Source organism: Kocuria sp. U4B (genome assembly GCF_054875615.1).
Map to the genome: position 1 here is coordinate 3,808,132 of NZ_CM142180.1, position 17,841 is coordinate 3,825,972.

16 protein-coding genes are annotated in these 17,841 nt (G+C 72.5%); 8 read left to right on the forward strand and 8 right to left on the reverse strand.

Annotated features, from left to right (window positions below):
• The first annotated feature begins 390 nt into the window (after nucleotides 1-390).
• Complete coding sequence (locus tag ACYSMR_RS17720; protein ID WP_461746977.1) at nucleotides 391-801, forward strand: ATP-binding cassette domain-containing protein; 411 nt, start codon at nucleotides 391-393, stop codon at nucleotides 799-801.
• Nucleotides 802-1,303: 502 nt separating this feature from the next.
• Here the strand turns inward: ACYSMR_RS17720 and ACYSMR_RS17725 are convergent.
• On the reverse strand, nucleotides 1,304-2,428 hold the full coding sequence (locus tag ACYSMR_RS17725) for an LLM class flavin-dependent oxidoreductase (protein ID WP_461746978.1): 1,125 nt from the start codon (nucleotides 2,426-2,428) through the stop codon (nucleotides 1,304-1,306).
• Nucleotides 2,429-2,716: 288 nt separating this feature from the next.
• Nucleotides 2,717-3,346: an FMN reductase gene (gene msuE / locus ACYSMR_RS17730; RefSeq protein WP_461746979.1), complete on the reverse strand. Its 630-nt coding sequence runs from the start codon at nucleotides 3,344-3,346 to the stop codon at nucleotides 2,717-2,719.
• A 483-nt stretch (nucleotides 3,347-3,829) separates the two neighbouring features.
• On the opposite strand from msuE, the gene ACYSMR_RS17735 reads away from it, so the two are divergent.
• The 7 genes from ACYSMR_RS17735 to ACYSMR_RS17765 all read left to right on the forward strand — a co-directional run bounded on the left by ACYSMR_RS17735 (nucleotide 3,830) and on the right by ACYSMR_RS17765 (nucleotide 9,425).
• Nucleotides 3,830-4,498, forward strand: coding sequence for an ABC transporter substrate-binding protein (locus ACYSMR_RS17735; protein WP_461746980.1), 669 nt, complete (start codon nucleotides 3,830-3,832; stop codon nucleotides 4,496-4,498).
• A 23-nt stretch (nucleotides 4,499-4,521) separates the two neighbouring features.
• The gene (locus tag ACYSMR_RS17740; protein WP_461746981.1) at nucleotides 4,522-4,902 is read left to right on the forward strand and encodes a hypothetical protein; all 381 of its coding nucleotides are present in this window, start codon (nucleotides 4,522-4,524) and stop codon (nucleotides 4,900-4,902) included.
• Between the two features lie 230 nt (nucleotides 4,903-5,132).
• A complete protein-coding gene (locus tag ACYSMR_RS17745; protein ID WP_461746982.1) occupies nucleotides 5,133-5,318 on the forward strand; it encodes a hypothetical protein in 186 nt (61 codons plus the stop codon).
• A 72-nt stretch (nucleotides 5,319-5,390) separates the two neighbouring features.
• The gene (locus ACYSMR_RS17750) at nucleotides 5,391-5,732 is read left to right on the forward strand and encodes a YciI family protein (protein WP_461746983.1); all 342 of its coding nucleotides are present in this window, start codon (nucleotides 5,391-5,393) and stop codon (nucleotides 5,730-5,732) included.
• 1,210 nt (nucleotides 5,733-6,942) lie between these two features.
• Nucleotides 6,943-7,302: a histone-like nucleoid-structuring protein Lsr2 gene (locus ACYSMR_RS17755; RefSeq protein ID WP_309124936.1), complete on the forward strand. Its 360-nt coding sequence runs from the start codon at nucleotides 6,943-6,945 to the stop codon at nucleotides 7,300-7,302.
• Nucleotides 7,303-8,046: 744 nt separating this feature from the next.
• The gene (locus tag ACYSMR_RS17760; protein WP_461746984.1) at nucleotides 8,047-9,228 is read left to right on the forward strand and encodes an FAD-binding oxidoreductase; all 1,182 of its coding nucleotides are present in this window, start codon (nucleotides 8,047-8,049) and stop codon (nucleotides 9,226-9,228) included.
• A complete protein-coding gene (locus ACYSMR_RS17765; RefSeq protein ID WP_461746985.1) occupies nucleotides 9,225-9,425 on the forward strand; it encodes a BBE domain-containing protein in 201 nt (66 codons plus the stop codon). The genes ACYSMR_RS17760 and ACYSMR_RS17765 overlap by 4 nt, the downstream gene beginning before the upstream one ends.
• A 649-nt stretch (nucleotides 9,426-10,074) precedes the next feature.
• Here ACYSMR_RS17765 and ACYSMR_RS17770 read toward each other — a convergent pair.
• The 6 genes from ACYSMR_RS17770 to ACYSMR_RS17795 all read right to left on the reverse strand — a co-directional run bounded on the left by ACYSMR_RS17770 (nucleotide 10,075) and on the right by ACYSMR_RS17795 (nucleotide 17,778).
• Nucleotides 10,075-10,809 carry a GAF and ANTAR domain-containing protein gene (locus ACYSMR_RS17770; RefSeq protein ID WP_461746986.1) on the reverse strand — a complete coding sequence of 245 codons (735 nt, stop codon included), beginning with the start codon at nucleotides 10,807-10,809 and terminating at the stop codon, nucleotides 10,075-10,077.
• Between the two features lie 1,631 nt (nucleotides 10,810-12,440).
• The gene (locus ACYSMR_RS17775) at nucleotides 12,441-12,890 is read right to left on the reverse strand and encodes a hypothetical protein (RefSeq protein ID WP_461746987.1); all 450 of its coding nucleotides are present in this window, start codon (nucleotides 12,888-12,890) and stop codon (nucleotides 12,441-12,443) included.
• 1,165 nt (nucleotides 12,891-14,055) lie between these two features.
• The gene (locus tag ACYSMR_RS17780) at nucleotides 14,056-15,372 is read right to left on the reverse strand and encodes a sugar kinase (RefSeq protein ID WP_461746988.1); all 1,317 of its coding nucleotides are present in this window, start codon (nucleotides 15,370-15,372) and stop codon (nucleotides 14,056-14,058) included.
• Nucleotides 15,369-16,004, reverse strand: coding sequence for a bifunctional 4-hydroxy-2-oxoglutarate aldolase/2-dehydro-3-deoxy-phosphogluconate aldolase (locus ACYSMR_RS17785; RefSeq protein WP_461746989.1), 636 nt, complete (start codon nucleotides 16,002-16,004; stop codon nucleotides 15,369-15,371). The genes ACYSMR_RS17780 and ACYSMR_RS17785 overlap by 4 nt, the downstream gene beginning before the upstream one ends.
• Entirely contained in the window at nucleotides 16,001-16,756 is a 756-nt protein-coding gene (locus tag ACYSMR_RS17790; protein ID WP_251334787.1) for an SDR family oxidoreductase, read from the reverse strand. The genes ACYSMR_RS17785 and ACYSMR_RS17790 overlap by 4 nt, the downstream gene beginning before the upstream one ends.
• Nucleotides 16,753-17,778 (reverse strand): zinc-dependent alcohol dehydrogenase, encoded by a 1,026-nt coding sequence (locus ACYSMR_RS17795; RefSeq protein ID WP_461746990.1) that lies wholly within the window; start codon nucleotides 17,776-17,778, stop codon nucleotides 16,753-16,755. The genes ACYSMR_RS17790 and ACYSMR_RS17795 overlap by 4 nt, the downstream gene beginning before the upstream one ends.
• Between the last annotated feature and the right edge of the window lie 63 nt (nucleotides 17,779-17,841).

Sequence of the window (17,841 nt, forward strand, 5' to 3'; positions counted from 1 at the left end):
GCAGGGCAGGCGGCACGACCTGCCACCGTAGGCCAGAGCCAACGACCACGAACCGCCCCACGGGCAGCACCTGGGCGAGGCCGTCGTCGTGCTGGCCTGCTCGCTGTCCTCCGTGCACCTGCCGGCAGCCACCGCAGACCCCGCAATCGGCGGTACGATCTCCCCGCCGGTCGCCGCCGCGCTCGCGCTGCCGCCCCTGGGTCTGACCGGCCCCCCTGCTCGGCCGCATCACTGCGCAATCTCCATGCCGTCACCCCCACTACCCCTCGGCGAGGCGCCACGGCACGCCACTGGGCCGGCCCCGACCCGGATCCGGGAGCTGGCACCGACCGACCTGGCCGTCACCTGACCCGGGCCGCGGCCCCGGCATCCCGCCACCTCAACGCCACCGTGCGCCGCGGTCAGTGGCTCATCATCGAAGGCCGCTCCGGGGCCGGCAGATCCACCCTGCGGGCCGCCCTCCTCGGCCACCTGCTCGCCATGGAGGGCTCGTGGCAGGCCAACGGCTCCGGGAGCACCGCCTTCGACGCCGGACAGCTGCGGCGGCGCATCGCCTGGAGCCCCAGGAGGCGCACCTGTTCGGCTCCACCATCCGCGGCAGCCGCCTGCTCGCCCGAAGACGGGACGACCGGTCCACCGAGGAGAAGAGCACGAGGTTCCCGCCCGCGTGGGCCGGCGCTGCTCACCCGCGCCGACGTCATGCTCCTCGACGAACCGCCAGCCACCTCGACGCCCCCGCCGCCGACTCGCTCAGGGCAGACCTGCGGGCCGCCCTGTCCGACCGCGTCGTCGTCCTCGTGACCCGCCCCGCCGAACCACGCAGCGAAGCGGACAGCCTCCTGTGTCTGCCCGCCGCGCATCCCCAGCCGACACCACAGCTCATCGAAAGAGCGCACACGGGGAGCGTCGAACGGTCGTTGACGCCGGTTCTCCGCCCCGGTGATGCCGGTGACCACACATGCCTCCAATCCGGTTGGTCCGCAGCAAGCGGGAACCAGCGAAACGCAGCGTCTGTGGCGCTCGCGGTGACGAACTCGAGCCAGCAGGTGGGGCACTCGGGGGAGAGGGCGCGCTCGCGCTGCCTCCACGGGTCCCGGGTGTGGGCAACAGCGCGGGAACGGGGCAGCGGATGGTCTCGGTGGTCGGGGTGGCGAAGACGTCGTCCTGCGCGCGGCGACAGGAGAACGGGTGGACGGCGGTGCCGGCGGCGGCGTCCACCCGTTCTCGTTGCCCGGCGTTGCCGGATTGTTCCCGATGCTCCGAAGGCACCCCGCTGCGGACAGGCCTGCACGGGCGGTCTCACTCAGACCAGGTGGCGGGCGGCCGTGCCGGGCCGGGTCCAGAGCCCCTCGGCCTCGAGCAGCGGCAGGACGCCCTCGCCGAACCAGTAGGCCTCCTCCAGGCACGGATAGCCGGAGAGCACGAACTCCTCGAAGCCGACGGCGGCGTACTGCTTGATGAGCTCGGCGACCTCCTGGTGGGAGCCCACCATGGCGGTGCCGGCCCCGCCGCGGACCAGTCCGACCCCGGCCCACAGGTTGGGGTGGATTTCCAGGCCGGTGCGGTCCCCGGCGTTGAGCTCCAGCATCCGGCGCTGGCCCTCCGACTCCGACTCGCGTAGCTTGGCCTGCTGCTGGGCGACCAGCTCCTCGGGGATGGCCTCCAGCAGCCGCGCCGCCTCGGTCCAGGCGGCCTCGGAGGTGTCCCGGGTGATGGTGTGCAAGCGGATCCCGAAGCGCACCGTGCGTCCCTGGGCGGCGGCGAGGTGCCGGATCGTCTCGATCTTCTCCGCCGCCTGGGCCGGGGGCTCCCCCCAGGTGAGGTACACGTCCGCGTGTCGGGCCGCCACCGTGGCGGCCGCCGGGGAGGAGCCGCCGAAGTAGATGCCCGGGAGCGGATCGGGCAGCTGCTGCAGCTGGGCGTTCTCGACCCGCAAGTGCTGCCCGTCCAGGTTCACCCGCTCCCCGGCCCACAGCCGGGCCACGATGTCGAGGAACTCGTCGGCGCGGCCGTAGCGGGCGTCCTTGTCGTGGAAGTCCCCGTAGGCCCGTTGCTCGGGGGACTCACCGCCGACGACGACGTTGAGCAGCAGCCGCCCGGCGGAGTGCTCCTGGAAGGTCGCGGCCATCTGGGCCGACAGGGTCGGGGAGATCAGCCCCGGGCGGAAGGCCACCAGGAACCGCAGCCGCTCGGTGGCCGGGATCAGGGCCGCGGTGGTCAGCCAGGCGTCGCGGCACCAGGTGCCGGTGGGGGTCAGCACGGCGTCGAAGCCGTTGTGCTCGGCCGCCCGGGCCACCTGGGTCAGGTAGTCCAGGGAGGGCTCGCGCAGGGATCCGGTGCTGCGGACGGCCGCACCGTGGCCGCCGGAGACGATGTTGCGGGAGTCCCCGGCGGTGGGCAGGAACCAGTGGAACGTCAGCTCGGTCATCATGCATGTCCTTTACGTGGGAAGGGGCGAGGGAGGAGGCGTGGCGGAAGGGGCGCGCTCAGGCGCTGTCGGGCAGAATCACGACGCGCCCGGCGAAGTCCATCTGGACGAGCACGGACAGTCGGGGGCTCACGGCATGTCCTTTCAGCAGCTGGCGGGTCCCGCCCCCGGCAGCTGCGGCCAGGTTGGACGGGAAGAAGGAGGGTGCAGGGCGGCCTCGCACGCGGGCGCGCGGACCGCTCAGCGGGCAGGCGGGGCCGGTGGGAGCCGGCCAGGGCATTCGTGCCCTCACCGCCCCGCCGCCACGGCGGTGGCGGCCGCGCAGAGCTCCCGGTCGAGGGCCGGCTCGTGGCGGCTGGTGCCGTCGATGAACGGCAGTCCGCGCCGGACAGCAGTGGCGATCCGTTGGGCCAGCAGCGGGGAGGAGATGCGGTAGTCGGTGAAGTCGTGGTCGTGGGCGTAGACGCCCACCGGCAGGGTGAGGGCCTGGAAGAAGGCGAACAGCGGGCGCAGCTGGTGCTCGATGACCAGGCCGTGCCGTTCGGAGCCGCCGGTGGCCGCCAGCAGCACGGGGGTGTCCACCAGGGCGTACTGGTCGACGAGGTCGAACAGGTGCTTGAACAGGCCCGTGAAGGAGGCCCGGTAGACGGGGGTGGCGACCACGAGCAGGTCCGCGGCCTCGATGCGCTGCAGGTGCTCCTCGACCGGCTCGGGCACCTGGGACCGGTAGAGGGCGCCGCCCAGCAGGGGACCGACCTCCTCCAGCCGGACGACGTGGGGCTCGATCGGCAGGACCCCGGCGAGCTCCTCGAGGATCGCCTCGGCGAGCACCGCGGTCTTGGCGGGCCGGTGGGTGCTGCCCACGACGGCGACCACCGACAGCGGGGAGGTGGGGCCTGCGGCGGGGTGGAGAGTCATCGTGACAAGGCCTTTCCGGTAGGGAGGAGCTGACGAGCCGCCCGAGATGAACCCTGCCCGGCCTGCTGCCAGGGATGTGGACGGCCGTCCGCGCCCTGCGCGACCGGCCGGACCTAGGACCATCGCGGCCCGCAGGGCACCTGTCGGCAGCGCCGGCGGGTAGTTCTCCGGTGGAGCGGAACACTGCTCACGCTAGGGTCCTCAGCGAGGTCGCTGAAGGCCCACGACATCCGAGGACACACGCCGTGCGCTCGGGTGTGCAATTGTCAAATTGTTACGAAGCCCTTGGGGATGCTGTTTGCGGGCCCCTACGGTCAAGGCGTGTTCGTCGACTCGATGCGTTGTTGTAGCTCGTCGCGAATGTCCTGACGGCCCCGTCGCAGGGCATCGTCACCGCAGCTTTCCTCCCCTTTTCTCCTGGTCTCGCCCCACCCCCGTCCTGTGAGGGGGCGATTTGGCGTACCCAAAACTTCGAGGATCACCATGGCTTTGTTCCGCCTCGCATCGTCGGCTCCGTTGCTGCTGACCCCGGCCTCCCGCCGCGCCTTCCTGCGCTCGAGCTTGGCGGTGGGAGCGGCGGGGATGCTCTCCGGCTGCGGTGGAGCCACCGCCGCCGCCCGGAGCCCCACGACCGCCGGCGGGGCGACGGTGGTGCGCTACCAGGGCTGGCCCAACACGGTGCTCAACGTGGAACTGGCCGAGAACCTGGGCTACCTCGACGGGGTGGACCTGCAGTGGGTGGGCAGCACCAGCAGCGGCCCGCAGGACATCCAATCGGTGGCCACCGGCGCCGCCGACATCGGCTACGCCTTCACCGGAGCGGTCATCAAGCTCGTCGAAGCCGGTGCTGCGGTCACCGCGGTGTCGAACTACTACGGCTCCGACACCCAGACCTTCCACGGCCTCTACGTGGGCGAGGCCAGTGACATCCGCGACCCCCGGGACCTGATCGGCCGTTCCGTGGCGATGAACACCCTCGGCGCCCACGCCGAGGCCTTCGTCTCCACCTGGCTGCGGCAGGCCGGGTTGAGCGAGGAGGAGATCGCCGAGGTCACCTACGTCGCGCTGCCTCCCAACGACATCGGCCAGGCCATCGGCCGCGGCTTCGTCGACGCCGGGGACCTCAGCGGCATCGCCCAGGACGTGGCCTGACCCAGGGCGGGCTGCGGGAGCTGGTGCGCGACACCGACCTGTTCGGTCCCTTCGCCGCCGGTCAGGCGGTGCTGCGCGACGACTGGATCGACACGAACCCGGAGGCCGCCGCCACCGTGGCCACCGGGATCTCCCGGGCCATCGACTGGGCCACCACCCGCCCGCGGGAGGAGGTCATCGCCCGGTACACCGAGATCGTCACCGGCCGTGCCCGGCAGGAGAAGACGGAGCCCTTGCAGTACTGGAAGAGCTCCGGGCTGGTGGCGGTCGGCCGGATGCGCAACGAGGACTTTACCCGCTGGCAGGACTGGCTGCAGGCCGCCCGCATCGTCGAAGGAGACCTGGACCCGGCCAAGTACTACACCAACGACCTCATCTCCTCCCCGACCGCGGCCTCGGCATGAGTTCCCGCTCACGCCGCCGGCCACGGACCACTTCCTTCCGGGGACCCATGGCCCGAGGCAACGGAGGCGGTCGCCCCCAGCCGCTCACCGGAGCCCCCCAACAGGCAGGGGGCGGACTGGCTGACGGCCGCCCGTGTCCTCGAGGACGGTCTCGACCCAGCCGCCCGCCCCCTCCGCCGAACCGCTCGACACCCGCACTCCTCCACTCACCACATCCCGGGAGCCACCGCATGAGCACCACGACCACGAGGACCGCCTCTGCCATCTCCGCCGCAGGCCGGCCGGCGAAAATCCGCCTGGAGCACGTCACCCAGACCTTCCGGGTGCGCCCGGACGCGCAGCACCCGCACGGGTCCACCCTCACCGCCGTCCAGGACGTCACCCTGGACATCGACGACGGGGAGGGTGGTGGGTGAGGATGGGTGTCATTCCTGGGGCCCGTGCCGGAGGGGGCCGGGGCTGGATGCTGGGGTGAAGGGGTGGGTGTGGTGTCGAAGTATTTGATCTCGTTTCCTTCTGGCGCGATGGATGTGTCCGTGGAGGAGCTGCCGGCGGTCTCGGAGGCCTCTCACGCGGTGGTGCAACAGGCCAAGGAGGCTGGGGTGTGGGTGTTCGGTGGGGGTATTGATGAGAGGGTGGCCCCGGTGTTGGTGGACGGGGACGGGACCGTGAGGGAGGGCACTTATCCGCAGACGCGGCAGCTGGCGGGCGGTTACGCGGTGCTGGAGCTGGTCTCGTACCAGGAGGCGCTGGTGTGGGCTGCCAGGCTTGCGGCCGCGTGCCGGTGTGCCCAGGAGGTCCGTGCGTTCGCGGATGATCCCGCCGGCTGAGCCGCCCCGGTGAGCTCGGTCGGGGCATCGCCGCTGGTCCGGCCCGGTGGCGCGGGTTCTCTGCCGGATTGCCGGCACCGAGGTCGTGGCGGCCGGTTTCCGCCGGTCGCCGCTCGCTCGCCGGGGCTGTCCTGGCGGGGTTGTTGCCTCTCCCGTGGTCTCTGATCGGGTGCGCACGCCCCCGCTGGGTGTGGGCGCGGCACGGGGAGGGGTGGGCGCAGGAGTGGGTGCCGCCGGAGACTGTGCGCACCTCATGCGCAGACAGGCGCGTGCAGGGGCAGGTAGTGGCGCCGCTGGGCCCCGAGGGGGTTGATGTCATCGGCGATGACCGGGACCGCCGGTGTTGGGCTCTTTCCGCGGGGCGGAGGCCTCATCGGAGGCCTGGCGCCAGGGTCGGGATGGGCTGGCGGCCGCTCCCAGCGCTGTGGCGCTCTCTCCCGTGGCGACTCCGACCACCGGGAGGAGTCTCGGCCGCGGTGCCACGGGCGGTGGGTGCCACGGGCGGTGGTGCCGGTCCGTAGGGCCTTTCGGGCGCCCCCGCGGCTCTCGGCCGAGGTCCCTGAGAGGTCAGCGGAGAACTCGCCCCGTCAGGGAGGCCGTGTCGCTGGTCGCCCACGGGGTGGACACGAACAATCCACCACTCCGGAGACGGTTTCTGGGGCACTTCGGCGATGAGTTCCACCAGCGATGTCTCGCCGTAGCCCAAGGGCCGGTCAGTCTGAGCACCACGCTGGCCTCCCACGAGCGCGTGCGGGCAGTCCATCGGGCGGCGTGTTCGCCCCGGTGTGCTCGCTGGAGGGTGTCGTCGTCCCTGGCCTGGACGGGCTCATCGACCCTTTGGGTGGCGGTCATGCTGGGGAGCCTCACCGGCGTGGAGGACCGACCGTGCGGTCCGGGCGAACGTGTGCGGTCCGGGCTTTTGTCTGCGCCGGCAGCGGTTCCCTCGGGCTCTCGCGAGGTCTTGTCCCTAAAGGGCTGAGGCGCCTACGGGCGGTGATGCTGGGTTGGGGGTGTGCCGGGTTTTTGCGCCGTGGCAGGTTTTGTGGAGTGGGTGTGGCGGGGTTTTATGTGTTCTCGTTCAATAAGGGGTGGGGGTGCGAGTGGTGGCTGGGAAATAGTTGTGGGCCATTTGCCAGGCGTGCGGATAAGGGGTTCGTGGTTTAAGGTGGGTGGTGGAATATGTTGTTGCTGGTGATTGGAGTGGGGTTCGATGGCGCAGAATGTGCAGATTGTTCTGACGGATGACATTGATGGGTCCGAGGCGTCCGAGACGGTGCGGTTCGGTTTGGACGGGCGTGAGTACGAGATCGATCTCAACGCCGAGCACGCCAGTGGTTTGCGGGAGGCGTTGACGCAGTACGTGGCCAACGCCCGGCGGGCCAGCAGCGGCCGTGGTGGGGCCCGTGCGGGGCGCAGCGCTGCTGCCGGATCGGGGGCCTCAGGTGCGCCCTCGGGCAGTGGGGATACCGCGAAGATCCGGGCGTGGGCGAAGCAGAACGGGTATGAGGTCTCCGAGCGGGGCCGGATCAATGCGAAGGTGCGGGAGGCCTACCAGGCCGCGCAGAGCTGAGCCCACCGCGCGAGCCGCACGGCGCGAGCCGCGCCCTCCAGCAGCAGTGGCCGCCTTGGGGATTGATGCTCGGGGGTGGGAATTTCCTATCCCGGGCAGGATAAGCGCCACTGGGGTAGTGAGCCGTCCTCGGTGAAATGACGTCCGGCGGGGGCGGGAGGGTTTTTCGCGGTGGCACGGGGCGGCCGAGATAGCGCCGGGGCGTGCGGCAATAGGCTCTGCGGGCGGATATCGCTTCTGCGAGTGGGGGCGGGCCGGTGAGACGGGGCGGTGCCCGCCGTTTCAGGAAATGGGTGATGGTTCCGCGCCGGGGCCTTGGGGTGGGAAACCGCCGGGTGCTGAACCCTGGTGTCAGGCATTTCTTCGGGTGCGCGGATTCGGGTGCGTGGATGTCGTGGTTCCTGGCCTGGATGCGGGGCAACACCGGGTCGGCTTCACCGGGAGGCCGGCGCGTCACTGGCAGGGTCCTTCGGGCATCGCCGTTTTCGGATGCTTCCGGAGCATGGCCGGCAGCGACGAGGTGCCGAGCAGGTTCTCTCCTGTGCGTCCGGGCATGCGTTCGGGGGCTTCATCAGGCAACGGTGCGGTCACGAACCCGTCCCCGTGCTCAGAGCGCTGGATGGTCGCGGGGGATACTGACCGTGTAGCCGGTGCGGCTGTCCCCGTCGTCGCACGCCCTTCCAGGGCCGTGGAGGTCGTGCGCTGCTATGGGCGGGGCGGAACCGAGGGTGTCAGGGGCCGGGAATGATCTCCACCGCGGATGTCGAGGAACTCACCCGCCGTGTGCACGGCCCGGTCCTGGTCCCGCAGGACGAGGGCTTCGTCCGGGAGGTTGCTGGGTTCAACCTGGCCGGGGTGGCCCGCCCGGAGGTGGTGGTGGGCGCCACGGGCACCGAGGACGTGGTGGCCGCCATGGGGTGGGCGTCCACCCACCGGTGCCCGGTGGGGGTCCAGGCCACCGGTCACGGGGCGGATGAGGCCATGGAGGGCGGGCTGCTGATCACCACCACCCGCATGCAAGAGGTCGAGGTGGACCCCGGCCAGCGCACCGCCCGGGTCGGGGCCGGGGTGAGGTGGCGCAGCGTGCTGGAGGCCACGCTTCCCCATGGGCTGATCGGGCTCAACGGGTCCTCCACCGACGTCGGCGTCGTGGGCTACACCCTGGCCGGGGGCCTGCCGATCCTGGGACGGACCTTCGGCTGGGCCGCCGACCGCCTCCGGGCCGCCGAACTGGTCACCCCCGACGGAGCTCTGCACCACCTCGACGCCGAGCACGAACCGGAGCTGTTGGCCCTGTTACGCGGGGGCAAGGGCAACCTGGGGGTGGTCACGTCCTTGACCTTCGAGCTGGTGCCCCTGGACGGGTTCTACGGCGGGGGCATCTTCTACCCCGGGGCCGATGCCCACCGGGTGCTGTCCGCTTTCAGCACCTGGGCCCCGGCCCTGCCCCCGCAGGCCAACACCTCCATCGCCCTGCTGCGCCTGCCGGACCTGCCGGTGGTGCCCGAGCCGTTGCGCGGGCAGTTCCTGGTGCACCTGCGCTTCGCCTGGGTCGGGGACCCTGATGAGGGGGTGCAGGTCCTGGCCCCGATGCGGGCTGTCTCCCACCCGGTGCTGGAGACGGTGGGGCCGATGGACTACCGCGAGGTGGACCGGATCGACATGGACCCGGCCGATCCGGTGCCGCTGCTGCACACCGGGGGTTCCTGGCCGCCTTCGACACCGGCGCCGTCGAGGACCTGCTGGCCGTGGCCGGACCCGGCAAGGATTTTCCCGTCGTGGCGGTGGAGATCGTCCAGATGGGTGCGGCCTTCGCCCACCCCGGGCAGGTCCCGGATGCGGTGCACGGGCGCGGGGCGGGCTGCTTCCTCGGAGTCGTCGCCCTGCTCGTGCCCCCGGTGGCCCAGGCCGTACCGGCGGCGGTGAACACGCTGTTGGAGGCCATGGCCCCGCACGCCCCGTCCGGGGTGTTCGTCAACCACTACGGTTTCCCGGACACCGAGGCCGACCGGGCCCGCGCCTGGCCGGCCGATGCCTACGCCCGGCTCGTGCAGGCCAAGGCCGCCCTGGACCCGGACAACTTGCTGCGCTACCAGCACGTCGTGGGCCAAGGGCGCCCCTGAGGTCCTACCTCGTTCCCATGCCCTGGCCATCCTGGAGCGGAGTCGGGTGCCGTTCACCCTCCCGGGCCGGCTCGATTCCATCCCCCTCCTTCCCCGCATCCCCGTCGGGAAAAAGGTCTCCGACCACCGGGGCATCATCGCCCTGGTGCCGCTACTCGGGGTGGTGGTCGGTGGCGTCGCCGGGATGAGCTTTCACCGCATGATCGACCGGGGTGGGGTTCGATCACCGGTCCGGCCGGGGTGGTGGTACCCATCCGGCGCCGAGCCGCGGGGGTGCCTGGTGCCGATTCTGCGTGGGTGCCGATTCTGCGTGGGTGCCGATTCTGCGTGGGTGCTGACTCTGCGTGGGTGCTGGGTGTGTGTTCAGGGGTGCGGGAGGATGTGGGTGAGGGACGGTGGGTGCGGTGCTGGGTGGCGGCGGCGCTCTCGGCGACGGCCCGCCACCGTGGGTGGTCACCTGTTGCCGTGGCGGGGGTGGCGGTCGGCAGGGTTGGTGTCCTGTGTGACCGCCTGTGTGACCGCCTGTGTGACCGCCTGTGTGACCGCCTGTGTGACCGCCTGCGCGTGTGCTTCGCGGTGCTGGGCCAGGTGAAGTGCCTGTCGCAGCGTGGGGGCGGGGTGGTGATGCGGTGTGCCTGCCGGTGGTGGGTCAGGCCTGGAAGTAGGTGGTGGTCGGGGCTTTGCCCACGGTGGTCACGAGCTCGGCGGCCAGCTCGCGCAGTTTGATGTTGCGGTGGTTGGAGGCGGCTTTGAGGATCTCGATCGCCTGGTGCTGGGGGCAGCGGTTCTGGGCCATGACGATGCCCACGGCCAGGTCGATGGTGGTCCGGGAGGCCAGGGCTGCTTTCAGGTGGGTCTCGGTGTCGTGGTGGCGGGCCAGGCGCACCGCCAGGCGCAAGGCCTTGGAGGCCAGGACCACCTGCTGCTGGAGAGCGGCGATGGTGGTCTCGTCGTAGGCGTGGGGCTGGTCGGAGTAGACGTCCAGGCCTGCCCGGGCCTCCCCGGCCAGTTCGAAGGGGATGCCCAGGGCGCAGAGGATCCCGGCGGCTGCGGCCGCTCGGCCGTAGCCGGGCCACCTCGCGTCGGTGCGGGTGTCGGGGACGTAGACCACCCGGTGCTCCCGGGCGGCGGTCAGACAGGGCCCGTCGCCGAAGGGCAGCTGGATCTCGTCACGGGCTGCGGCGTGGGGGCTGGAGGAGGCCACGGTGGCGGCGTGCTTGTCCCGCAGCAGGGTCACCGCGCACCAGACCTCCTTCCCGTCGCCGGCCAGGGTGTCGGCGATCAGGGTCGTGAACTCGTCCAGGAACCCGGTGAGGTCTGGTGACTCCAGCAGCAGGTCGGTGAGTCCCTCCACCGAGGTGTCGGGGGTGGTGTGCTCGGTCATGAGGAGTCCGTCCGTGGAAGGTGGATGTCGGAAGGGCAGGTGGCGCGGGCTTCCCTGCCCCGGTCCTGCCCCGGTCCGGCAGCCGGTGGTGTCCGGGGCCGGGGCAGCCGGCTGGCCCGGTGGCTGGGGGCCGTCGAGGACCTGCCGCCTGGCAGCCGGCTGCTTGATCACCAGACGACAGGCCACCTTCATTGGACACCCGCCGCGGGATCCGCGGAACCCCCAGCCCGCCCCGGCCAGGGGGCAGGACGGGGGTTGCGATGATGAGCGCGGGGCTGATGAGCGCGGGGATGATCAGCTGCGGGGGCGCGATCGCGAGGATGCCCCGGGGTGGGTGCGCGCACGCGGTGGTGTGCTGTCCGCGGCGGCATGGCTCAGCGCCCGGGCCTGGGGGCGGGCCGGGCCTGTTGGTGTGGCTGGTGGGGTGGTGTCGGCCGTAGCGGTCGTTGAGGGCTGGGCGGCGGGGTTGGACGGCGGGGTTGGGCGGCGGGGTTGGGCGGTGGGGTTGGGCGGTGGGGCTGGGGCGTGCAGGCCTTGTGGCGGTGTCCGCGGTGGGGGCGTCGTCGTAGACGGGGAGCAGCCGCAGGGCTGCCCGGGCCGGGCACGCGAGGGTGACCACGCCGATGGCCACGACCGTGACCGGGCTCGGTCCGGTCACCACCGCCACCTCCTTCTTCTGTCCTTACCGCAGTTCCTGCCGTTGCGGCCGGGCCCGGTGAGGCCGAAGACTCTGTCCGCACCGCAGTCGGTGGGAGGGGACGAGTCGGTGAGGGAGGACCAGCCGCCGTCGTGCTCGCAGGTACTGGGGGGGCTGACGATGATGGTCGCGCAGGCGTCGCTGAGGGCTGGGCCGCTGACGGTGGGGGCTGGGCGTGATGCGGTCTGTAGCGGGCGGGGCGGTGATGGGGGCTCTTTCGGGGTGCTGGCGGGGTGCTGGGGCTGGGGTCGTGGGTGTTGGGCGGGTCTGGAGCGGGATGGTGGCCGCGGAGAGGACGAGGCCGGCCATCGGCGCCGCGTTGGTCAGGATCCAGGGCCTGTCCGGTGCGTCGGCTTCCGCTCAGGGGGTGTGTCCGCGGTGACGGAGGGATATCCCGGTGGTGTGCGGTCCGGCCGCTGGAACCCCGGTCACGGGCGGTGTGCGGTGGGGCGGTGGGGCGGTGTGCGGTGGGGCGGTGTGCGCCGGCGGTGTGCCGGGGGCGCTCGCGGTGAGAGGCGGAGGCCGGCGGTGGGCGGTCCGCGCCGAGTAACTTCCTCAGGGCTCCACCTCCCCCGCTGTGGCAGGGGGGCAGCCGGGAGTGCTGTGCTCGCAGGGACCTGGGACCACCGTGGTTCGCGCCCGCCGCTGCCCGCCTCGGCAATGGCGGTGGGGGTGGTGGGCGTTGCGTGGGGTCAGGCCGGGTGCTGCTGGGGGTGGGGCGGGGTCGGGGTGCTCCTGCTCCTGCTCCTGCTTCTGGTCCTGGTCCTGGTCCTGGTCCTGGTCGTGGTGGTGGTGGTGTCTGGTCTTGCCCGGGGATCGGCGTAAGGGGCGGGGTATGGCTGGGGTCGGGGGACTCGTGTGGTGTGGAGGTGGTGCTGGAGGACCGGCAGGGCGGGGTGTTTGTGCTGGTTGTTGTGGGGGTGGTCAGGGGTGGTCAGGGGTGGTGTGTGAGGGTGAGGGTCCAGCCGGTGGGTGTGGGGGTGAGGGTGGCTGCCTGAGGGGGTGTCTGGGGAGGTGTTCCGGGGGTGGTCCAGGTGAGGTGCCCGTCGTGGTGGGTGTGGAGGTGGTAGCCGGATTGGGCGGTGATCCAGGCAGCTTCGGTGGCGGCGGCGTGGTGGCTGTCGTCCCAGGCGAAGTAGCTGCACGTGCCCAGGGTGGTCAGGGTGGCGCTGAGGGCCAGGAGGATCGGGGTGGTGGCGGTGGGCAGGGCCGGTAGGTGGGTGAGGTTGACGGTGAGGATCACGGTGGCCGGCAGCAGGATCAGCGGGTGGTTCCACCACCGCAGGGCGGGCAGAGCCGGGGTGGGGGCGATGGCGGGGAAGACCCGCACCGTGGTGTCGGTGTCCGGGTGGAGGTCGTGGTGGGAGAACGGTGACAGGCTCACAGGAGGCTCCGGAAAGGCAGAAAGGCAGAAAGGGGAAGAAGGGGGCGGCTCAGGGGTGGTGCTGGTGGTGGGGTGGTGCTGGTGGCGGGGGCGGGCTTCGGGGAGGCGCCACCGGGGCGAGGAGGGTGCTTCCGGTCTATCACTGCGCCCGGGTGCGGCACCGGCTCGGAGCACCGTGGGGTTCCTCACAGCCGCCGACCGGTGCCCCCACCTGCTCCCTCCCGGTGAGGTGCGCTGGGGTGGGGCCGGGGTGCTGTCAGCGCCCCTTGACTTCCCGTTGACTTCCTTGCACCGATGGTGGTGAGCGCCCCCGACAGGCTGGGGGGCAGTGGGGGTGGGCCGTTATCTGGTGCGCTCGCCGGAAGGGGCGTGGGTGTGCCGGCCCGTGTGCGGGGGCTCTTTTGCCCGGCCGGAGGCGCCTGGTCAGTGATCACCGTCTGGCTGTGATCCCGGGGCTGTGATCCCTTGGCTGGTGGGCATTGTCTGGTTCCGGTAGTGGGTGTGTCGATGACTCGGATGGCTGCTGAGGGGTGCTGGAGCGCAATGGTGTGGTGGGTCGTCGGACCCGGCATGCCTGGGCCTCGGGTCCGGCCTGGGTGTGCCGGGTCCGACGCGGCCCTGCCGCGGTCTGGGCGGGCGCGGTGGGCGGTCGCGGCTGGCGGGGGGGGCCTCGTGGCGAGCACCGCAGGGTGTGGGGTGCCGGGGGATGTCCTCGAGGGCGGATGTGCGTGGGTGGTGAGCCGTCCGGGGGTGTGCGTGGTGGGTGTGCGTGGTGGGTGTGCGCGCCTGCGTGACGGGGCATCTGAGCGCCCTGGTGGCCCGTGCCGAGGGGAAGGGGTAGTGCCTGGCGGTGGGGTGATGCCGGCCGCCGGGTCGGGCCAAGGAGGGCAGGGCATCGGGGGAGAGCCACTGCCGGTAGGTGGGGGCATCCCGGGGGCGCTTCTGCCCGTTGATCCGCCTCTGGCACAGTGCCTCCTCCGGTGCCTCCTCCGGTGCCTCTTCCGGTGCCTCTTCCGGCGTCTGGTCATAGGCCGACCTGGTCGGACACGCGGTGCCCTGCTGCGCCGGCACCGGCCAGACCCCCTCGCCCGGTCCTCGACGTGGCCGGCCCGCCCCGCCCGCCCCGTTCGAGCGTCGGCCACGATGACCTCGGGCGCCTCATCGCTCACCATGCCCCGCTTGCCCCCGGAGGCGACGTCGAGCACCCACCCGTCGAGCGCCCACCTGCCGGCACGGCATCCGTTGGCACGGCATCCGTTGGCACGGCATCCGTTGGGACGGTACTCGTCGGCATGGCGCCTGTCGGCCACGGTCCCGGCCGGTGGCTCCTCGCCGGCCGTGGCTCCTCGCCGGCCGTGGCTCCTCGCCGGCCGTGGCCCGCGCGTCCGTTTCTGCAGGGCGTGCGCGCTTCCGGCGCCCTGGCCGCCTCCGGCCCCCGGGCGGACCGTCCCCTGACGTGGACAGCGCCGCCGGGGCAGTGCTGCTGGGACAGTGCTGCCGGGACGGCATCCCGGGGGCCGGTGGTGTCCGGGGGTGGGGGGTCAGCGTTGCACGGGGTCGCCGGCGGTGAGCAGTTGGGTGATGGCGGCGTGGTCGGGGGCGGCTTCCCAGTCGCCGGGGGCGGTGCAGGCGATCGCCCCGCAGGCGGCGGCGGTGCGCAGGCGCTGGGGCAGGGGGCTCCGGCGATGAGCTCGGCGAGGTAGCCGGCGACGAAGGCGTCGCCGGCGCCGACGGTGTCGACGGTGTCGACGGGGAAGGCCGGCACGTCCACGTGGTGGTCGTGGTCGAAGCCGATGGCGCCGTGCTCGCCGCGTTTGATGACGACCTGGGTGGGGCCCATCGCGGTGATGGCCCGGGCCTGGGCGGTGGGTTCGCGCTCGCCGGTCAGCAGCTGGGCCTCGTCCGGGCCGGCGAAGACGAGGTCGGCGCGTTGGGCCAGGGCGCGGTAGGCCGGTGCTGCCTGCTGGGTGGTCCACAGCCGGGAGCGGTGGTTGACGTCGAAGGAGACGATCGTCCCGGCCTGGCGGGCGGTGTCGATGGCGGTGTGCAGGGCGTGGTGGGCGGTGTCGCTGAGCGCGGCGGTGATGCCGGTGAGGTGGAGCACGTGGGCGGCGCGCACGAGGTCGAGGTCGAGGTCGGCCGGTGCCAGGCGGGAGCCGGCGCTGCCGGTGCGGTAGTAGCTGATGGTGCTGGCTCCGGCGGTGGGGCGTTCCTTGAGCATGAGCGCGGTGGGGGCGGTGGGGTCGCGGGTGATGCGCGGGCGCACGCCTTCGGCGCGCAGCTGGCGTTCGATGAGCCGGCCGAGGGCGTCGTCGCCCAGGCGGCCCACCCAGGTCACCTCCACGCCCAGGCGGGCGAGACCGATCGCGACGTTGCTCTCGGCGCCGCCGAAGCCCAGGTCCATCGAGGGCACCAGCTCCAGGCGCCCGAGCCGTCCGGCGACGAGCAGCCCGAGGGACTCTCCGAGGGTGAGCACGCTCATGCCACCGACTCCTGCAGGGTGAAGGCCTCGGCCGCGGCGGCCGCGACCGCCTCGGGTCCGGCGGCGACGCGCTCGGGGGAGGTGATCCACGAGCCGCTGACGGCGAAGACGGCCGGGTGGGTGAGGTAGTCCAGGAGGTTGGTGGGGTTCACCCCGCCGCTGGGCATGAAGCCGATGCCGGGGAAGACCGGGGCCAGCGCGGTGAGCAGGGCCGGTCCGCCGGCGACCCCGGCGGGGAAGAGCTTCAGCCGGGTGAGCCCGAGCCGGATTCCTCGTTGCACGTCGCTGGGAGTCATGATGCCCGGCAGCACGGGCACCCCGGCGGCGAGGGCGGCTTCGACCACGTCCTCGTCGAGTCCTGGGGCGACGACGAAGGAGGCCCCGGCCTCGAGGCTGGCCCGCAGCTGCTGGGCGGTGAGCACAGTGCCGGCGCCGACGGTCACGTCCCCGCGGGCGGCGATCCGTTCGATCGCGGCCAGGCCGTAGGGGGTGCGCAGGGCGACCTCGAGCACCGGCAGCCCGCCGGCCACCAGGCCGGCGGCGATCGTGTCGGCGGCGGCGGCGTCGGGCACGGTGGCCAGCGGCACGACCCCGCGCAGGTCGAGGTGGTGGGCGGTGGCGAGGGCGCTCATCGTGCCATCCACCCGCCGTCGACGGGCAGCGTCACGCCGGTGATGTAGGCGGCGGCCGCGCTGGCGAGGAACACGGTGGCCCCCTGCAGGTCCGCCGGTCGTCCCCAGCGGCCGGCGGGGATGCGCTCGAGGATGGCCTGGGAGCGGTCCTCGTCGGCGCGCAGCGCGGCGGTGTTGTCGGTGGCGATGTAGCCGGGGGCGATGGCGTTGACGGTCACCCCGTGCTGGGCCCACTCGTTGCTGAGGGCCTTCACGAGCCCGCTCACCCCGGACTTCGCCGCGGTGTAGCCGGGCACGTTGATGCCGCCCTGGAAGCTGAGCAGGCTGGCGGTGAAGATGATGCGCCCGGCGCCGCGTCGGACCATCGAGGCGCCGACCGCCTGGGTGAGCACGAACTGGTTGCGCAGGTTCACCTCCAGCACCTCGTCCCACCACGCCAGCGGGTGCTCGGCGGCCGGGGCGCGGCGGATGGTGCCGGCGTTGTTGACCAGCACGTCGGCGCGCTCGCGCACCGCCTCGCCGAAGGCGGCCACGGCCGCCCGGTCGGTGAAGTCCACGGCGTGGCCCTCGAACGAGCGGCCGAGCTCGCGCACGCGCGCACCGATGGCGCCGCCGTCGGGCTCCTGCCCGGCGGAGACGGCGATGATGTCCGCCCCGGCCCCGGCGAGGGCTTCGGCCATGGCGAAGCCGATGCCGCGGCGGGCGCCGGTGACGACGGCGGTGGTGCCGGTGAGGTCGAGGGAGAGGCTCATCGGGCACCTGCCTGCACGTCGACGAGGATCTTCAGGGCAGCCGCCGACAGCAGCGCGTCGAAGGCCTCCATCGTCTCCTCCAGCGGCACGACGCGGGTGATCAGCCCCTCGGCGGGCACCGCGCCGGCGGCGAGCAGCTCGACGGCGCGCTCGAAGTCCTCCCGTTCGTAGACGCGCGCGCCGAGGACCTCCAGCTCCCGCCAGAAGACGCGGTGCAGGTCCACCGGCACCGGCTGCGGGTGGATCGCGACGAACACCACGCGCCCGCGGGTGCGGGCGTGGGCGGTGGCCTCCAGGGCGGTGCGGGGAGTTCCGGCGACCTCGAAGACGACGTCGGCGCCGGCGCCGGTGGTGTGTCGGTCGACGACCGCGGCGAGGTCCTCACCGGCGGGGTCCACGACGGTGGCGCCGTGCTGGGCGGCGAAGGCGCGGCGGGCGGCGTCGGGCTCGGCGAGGATCACCTCGGCACCGGCCGCGCGGGCGACGACGGCGATGAGCTGGCCGATGGGGCCCCCGCCGATGACCACCGCCGTCTCCCCGGCGCTGAGCCGGGCCCGCCGCACGTCGTGCACCGCCACGGCCAGCGGCTCCACGAGCGCGGCGTGCTCCAGGGAGACGCCCGCCGGCAGCGGCACGACCAGCGCCGCGGGCACGGTCCACTGCTGCTGCAGCGCGCCGGGGGAGTCGATGCCGACGAAGTCCAGCCGCTGGCAGATGTGCTGGTGCCCGGCGCGGCAGGAGGCGCACTGCCCGCACCAGCGCAGCGGCATCACGGTGACGGGCTGGCCGATCTCGAGGGTGTCCACGCCCGCCCCGAGGGCCTCGACGACGCCGCTCATCTCGTGGCCGATCACGGCCGGGGTCGAGACCCGCCCGTCCATGTGCCCCTGCACGATGTGCAGGTCGGTGCCGCAGATGCCGTTGTAGGCGACCCGGATGCTCACCTGATCGGGCCCGGGCCGCTGGGCCTGGGCGTCACCGACCTCGATCCGTCCCTGACCGATGTATTTCGCTGCTCGCACTGCCGTCTCCTTCGCGCGTCCGCTGAGCGTTACATGGAACCTAGTTTCATGTTGAGTTCCATG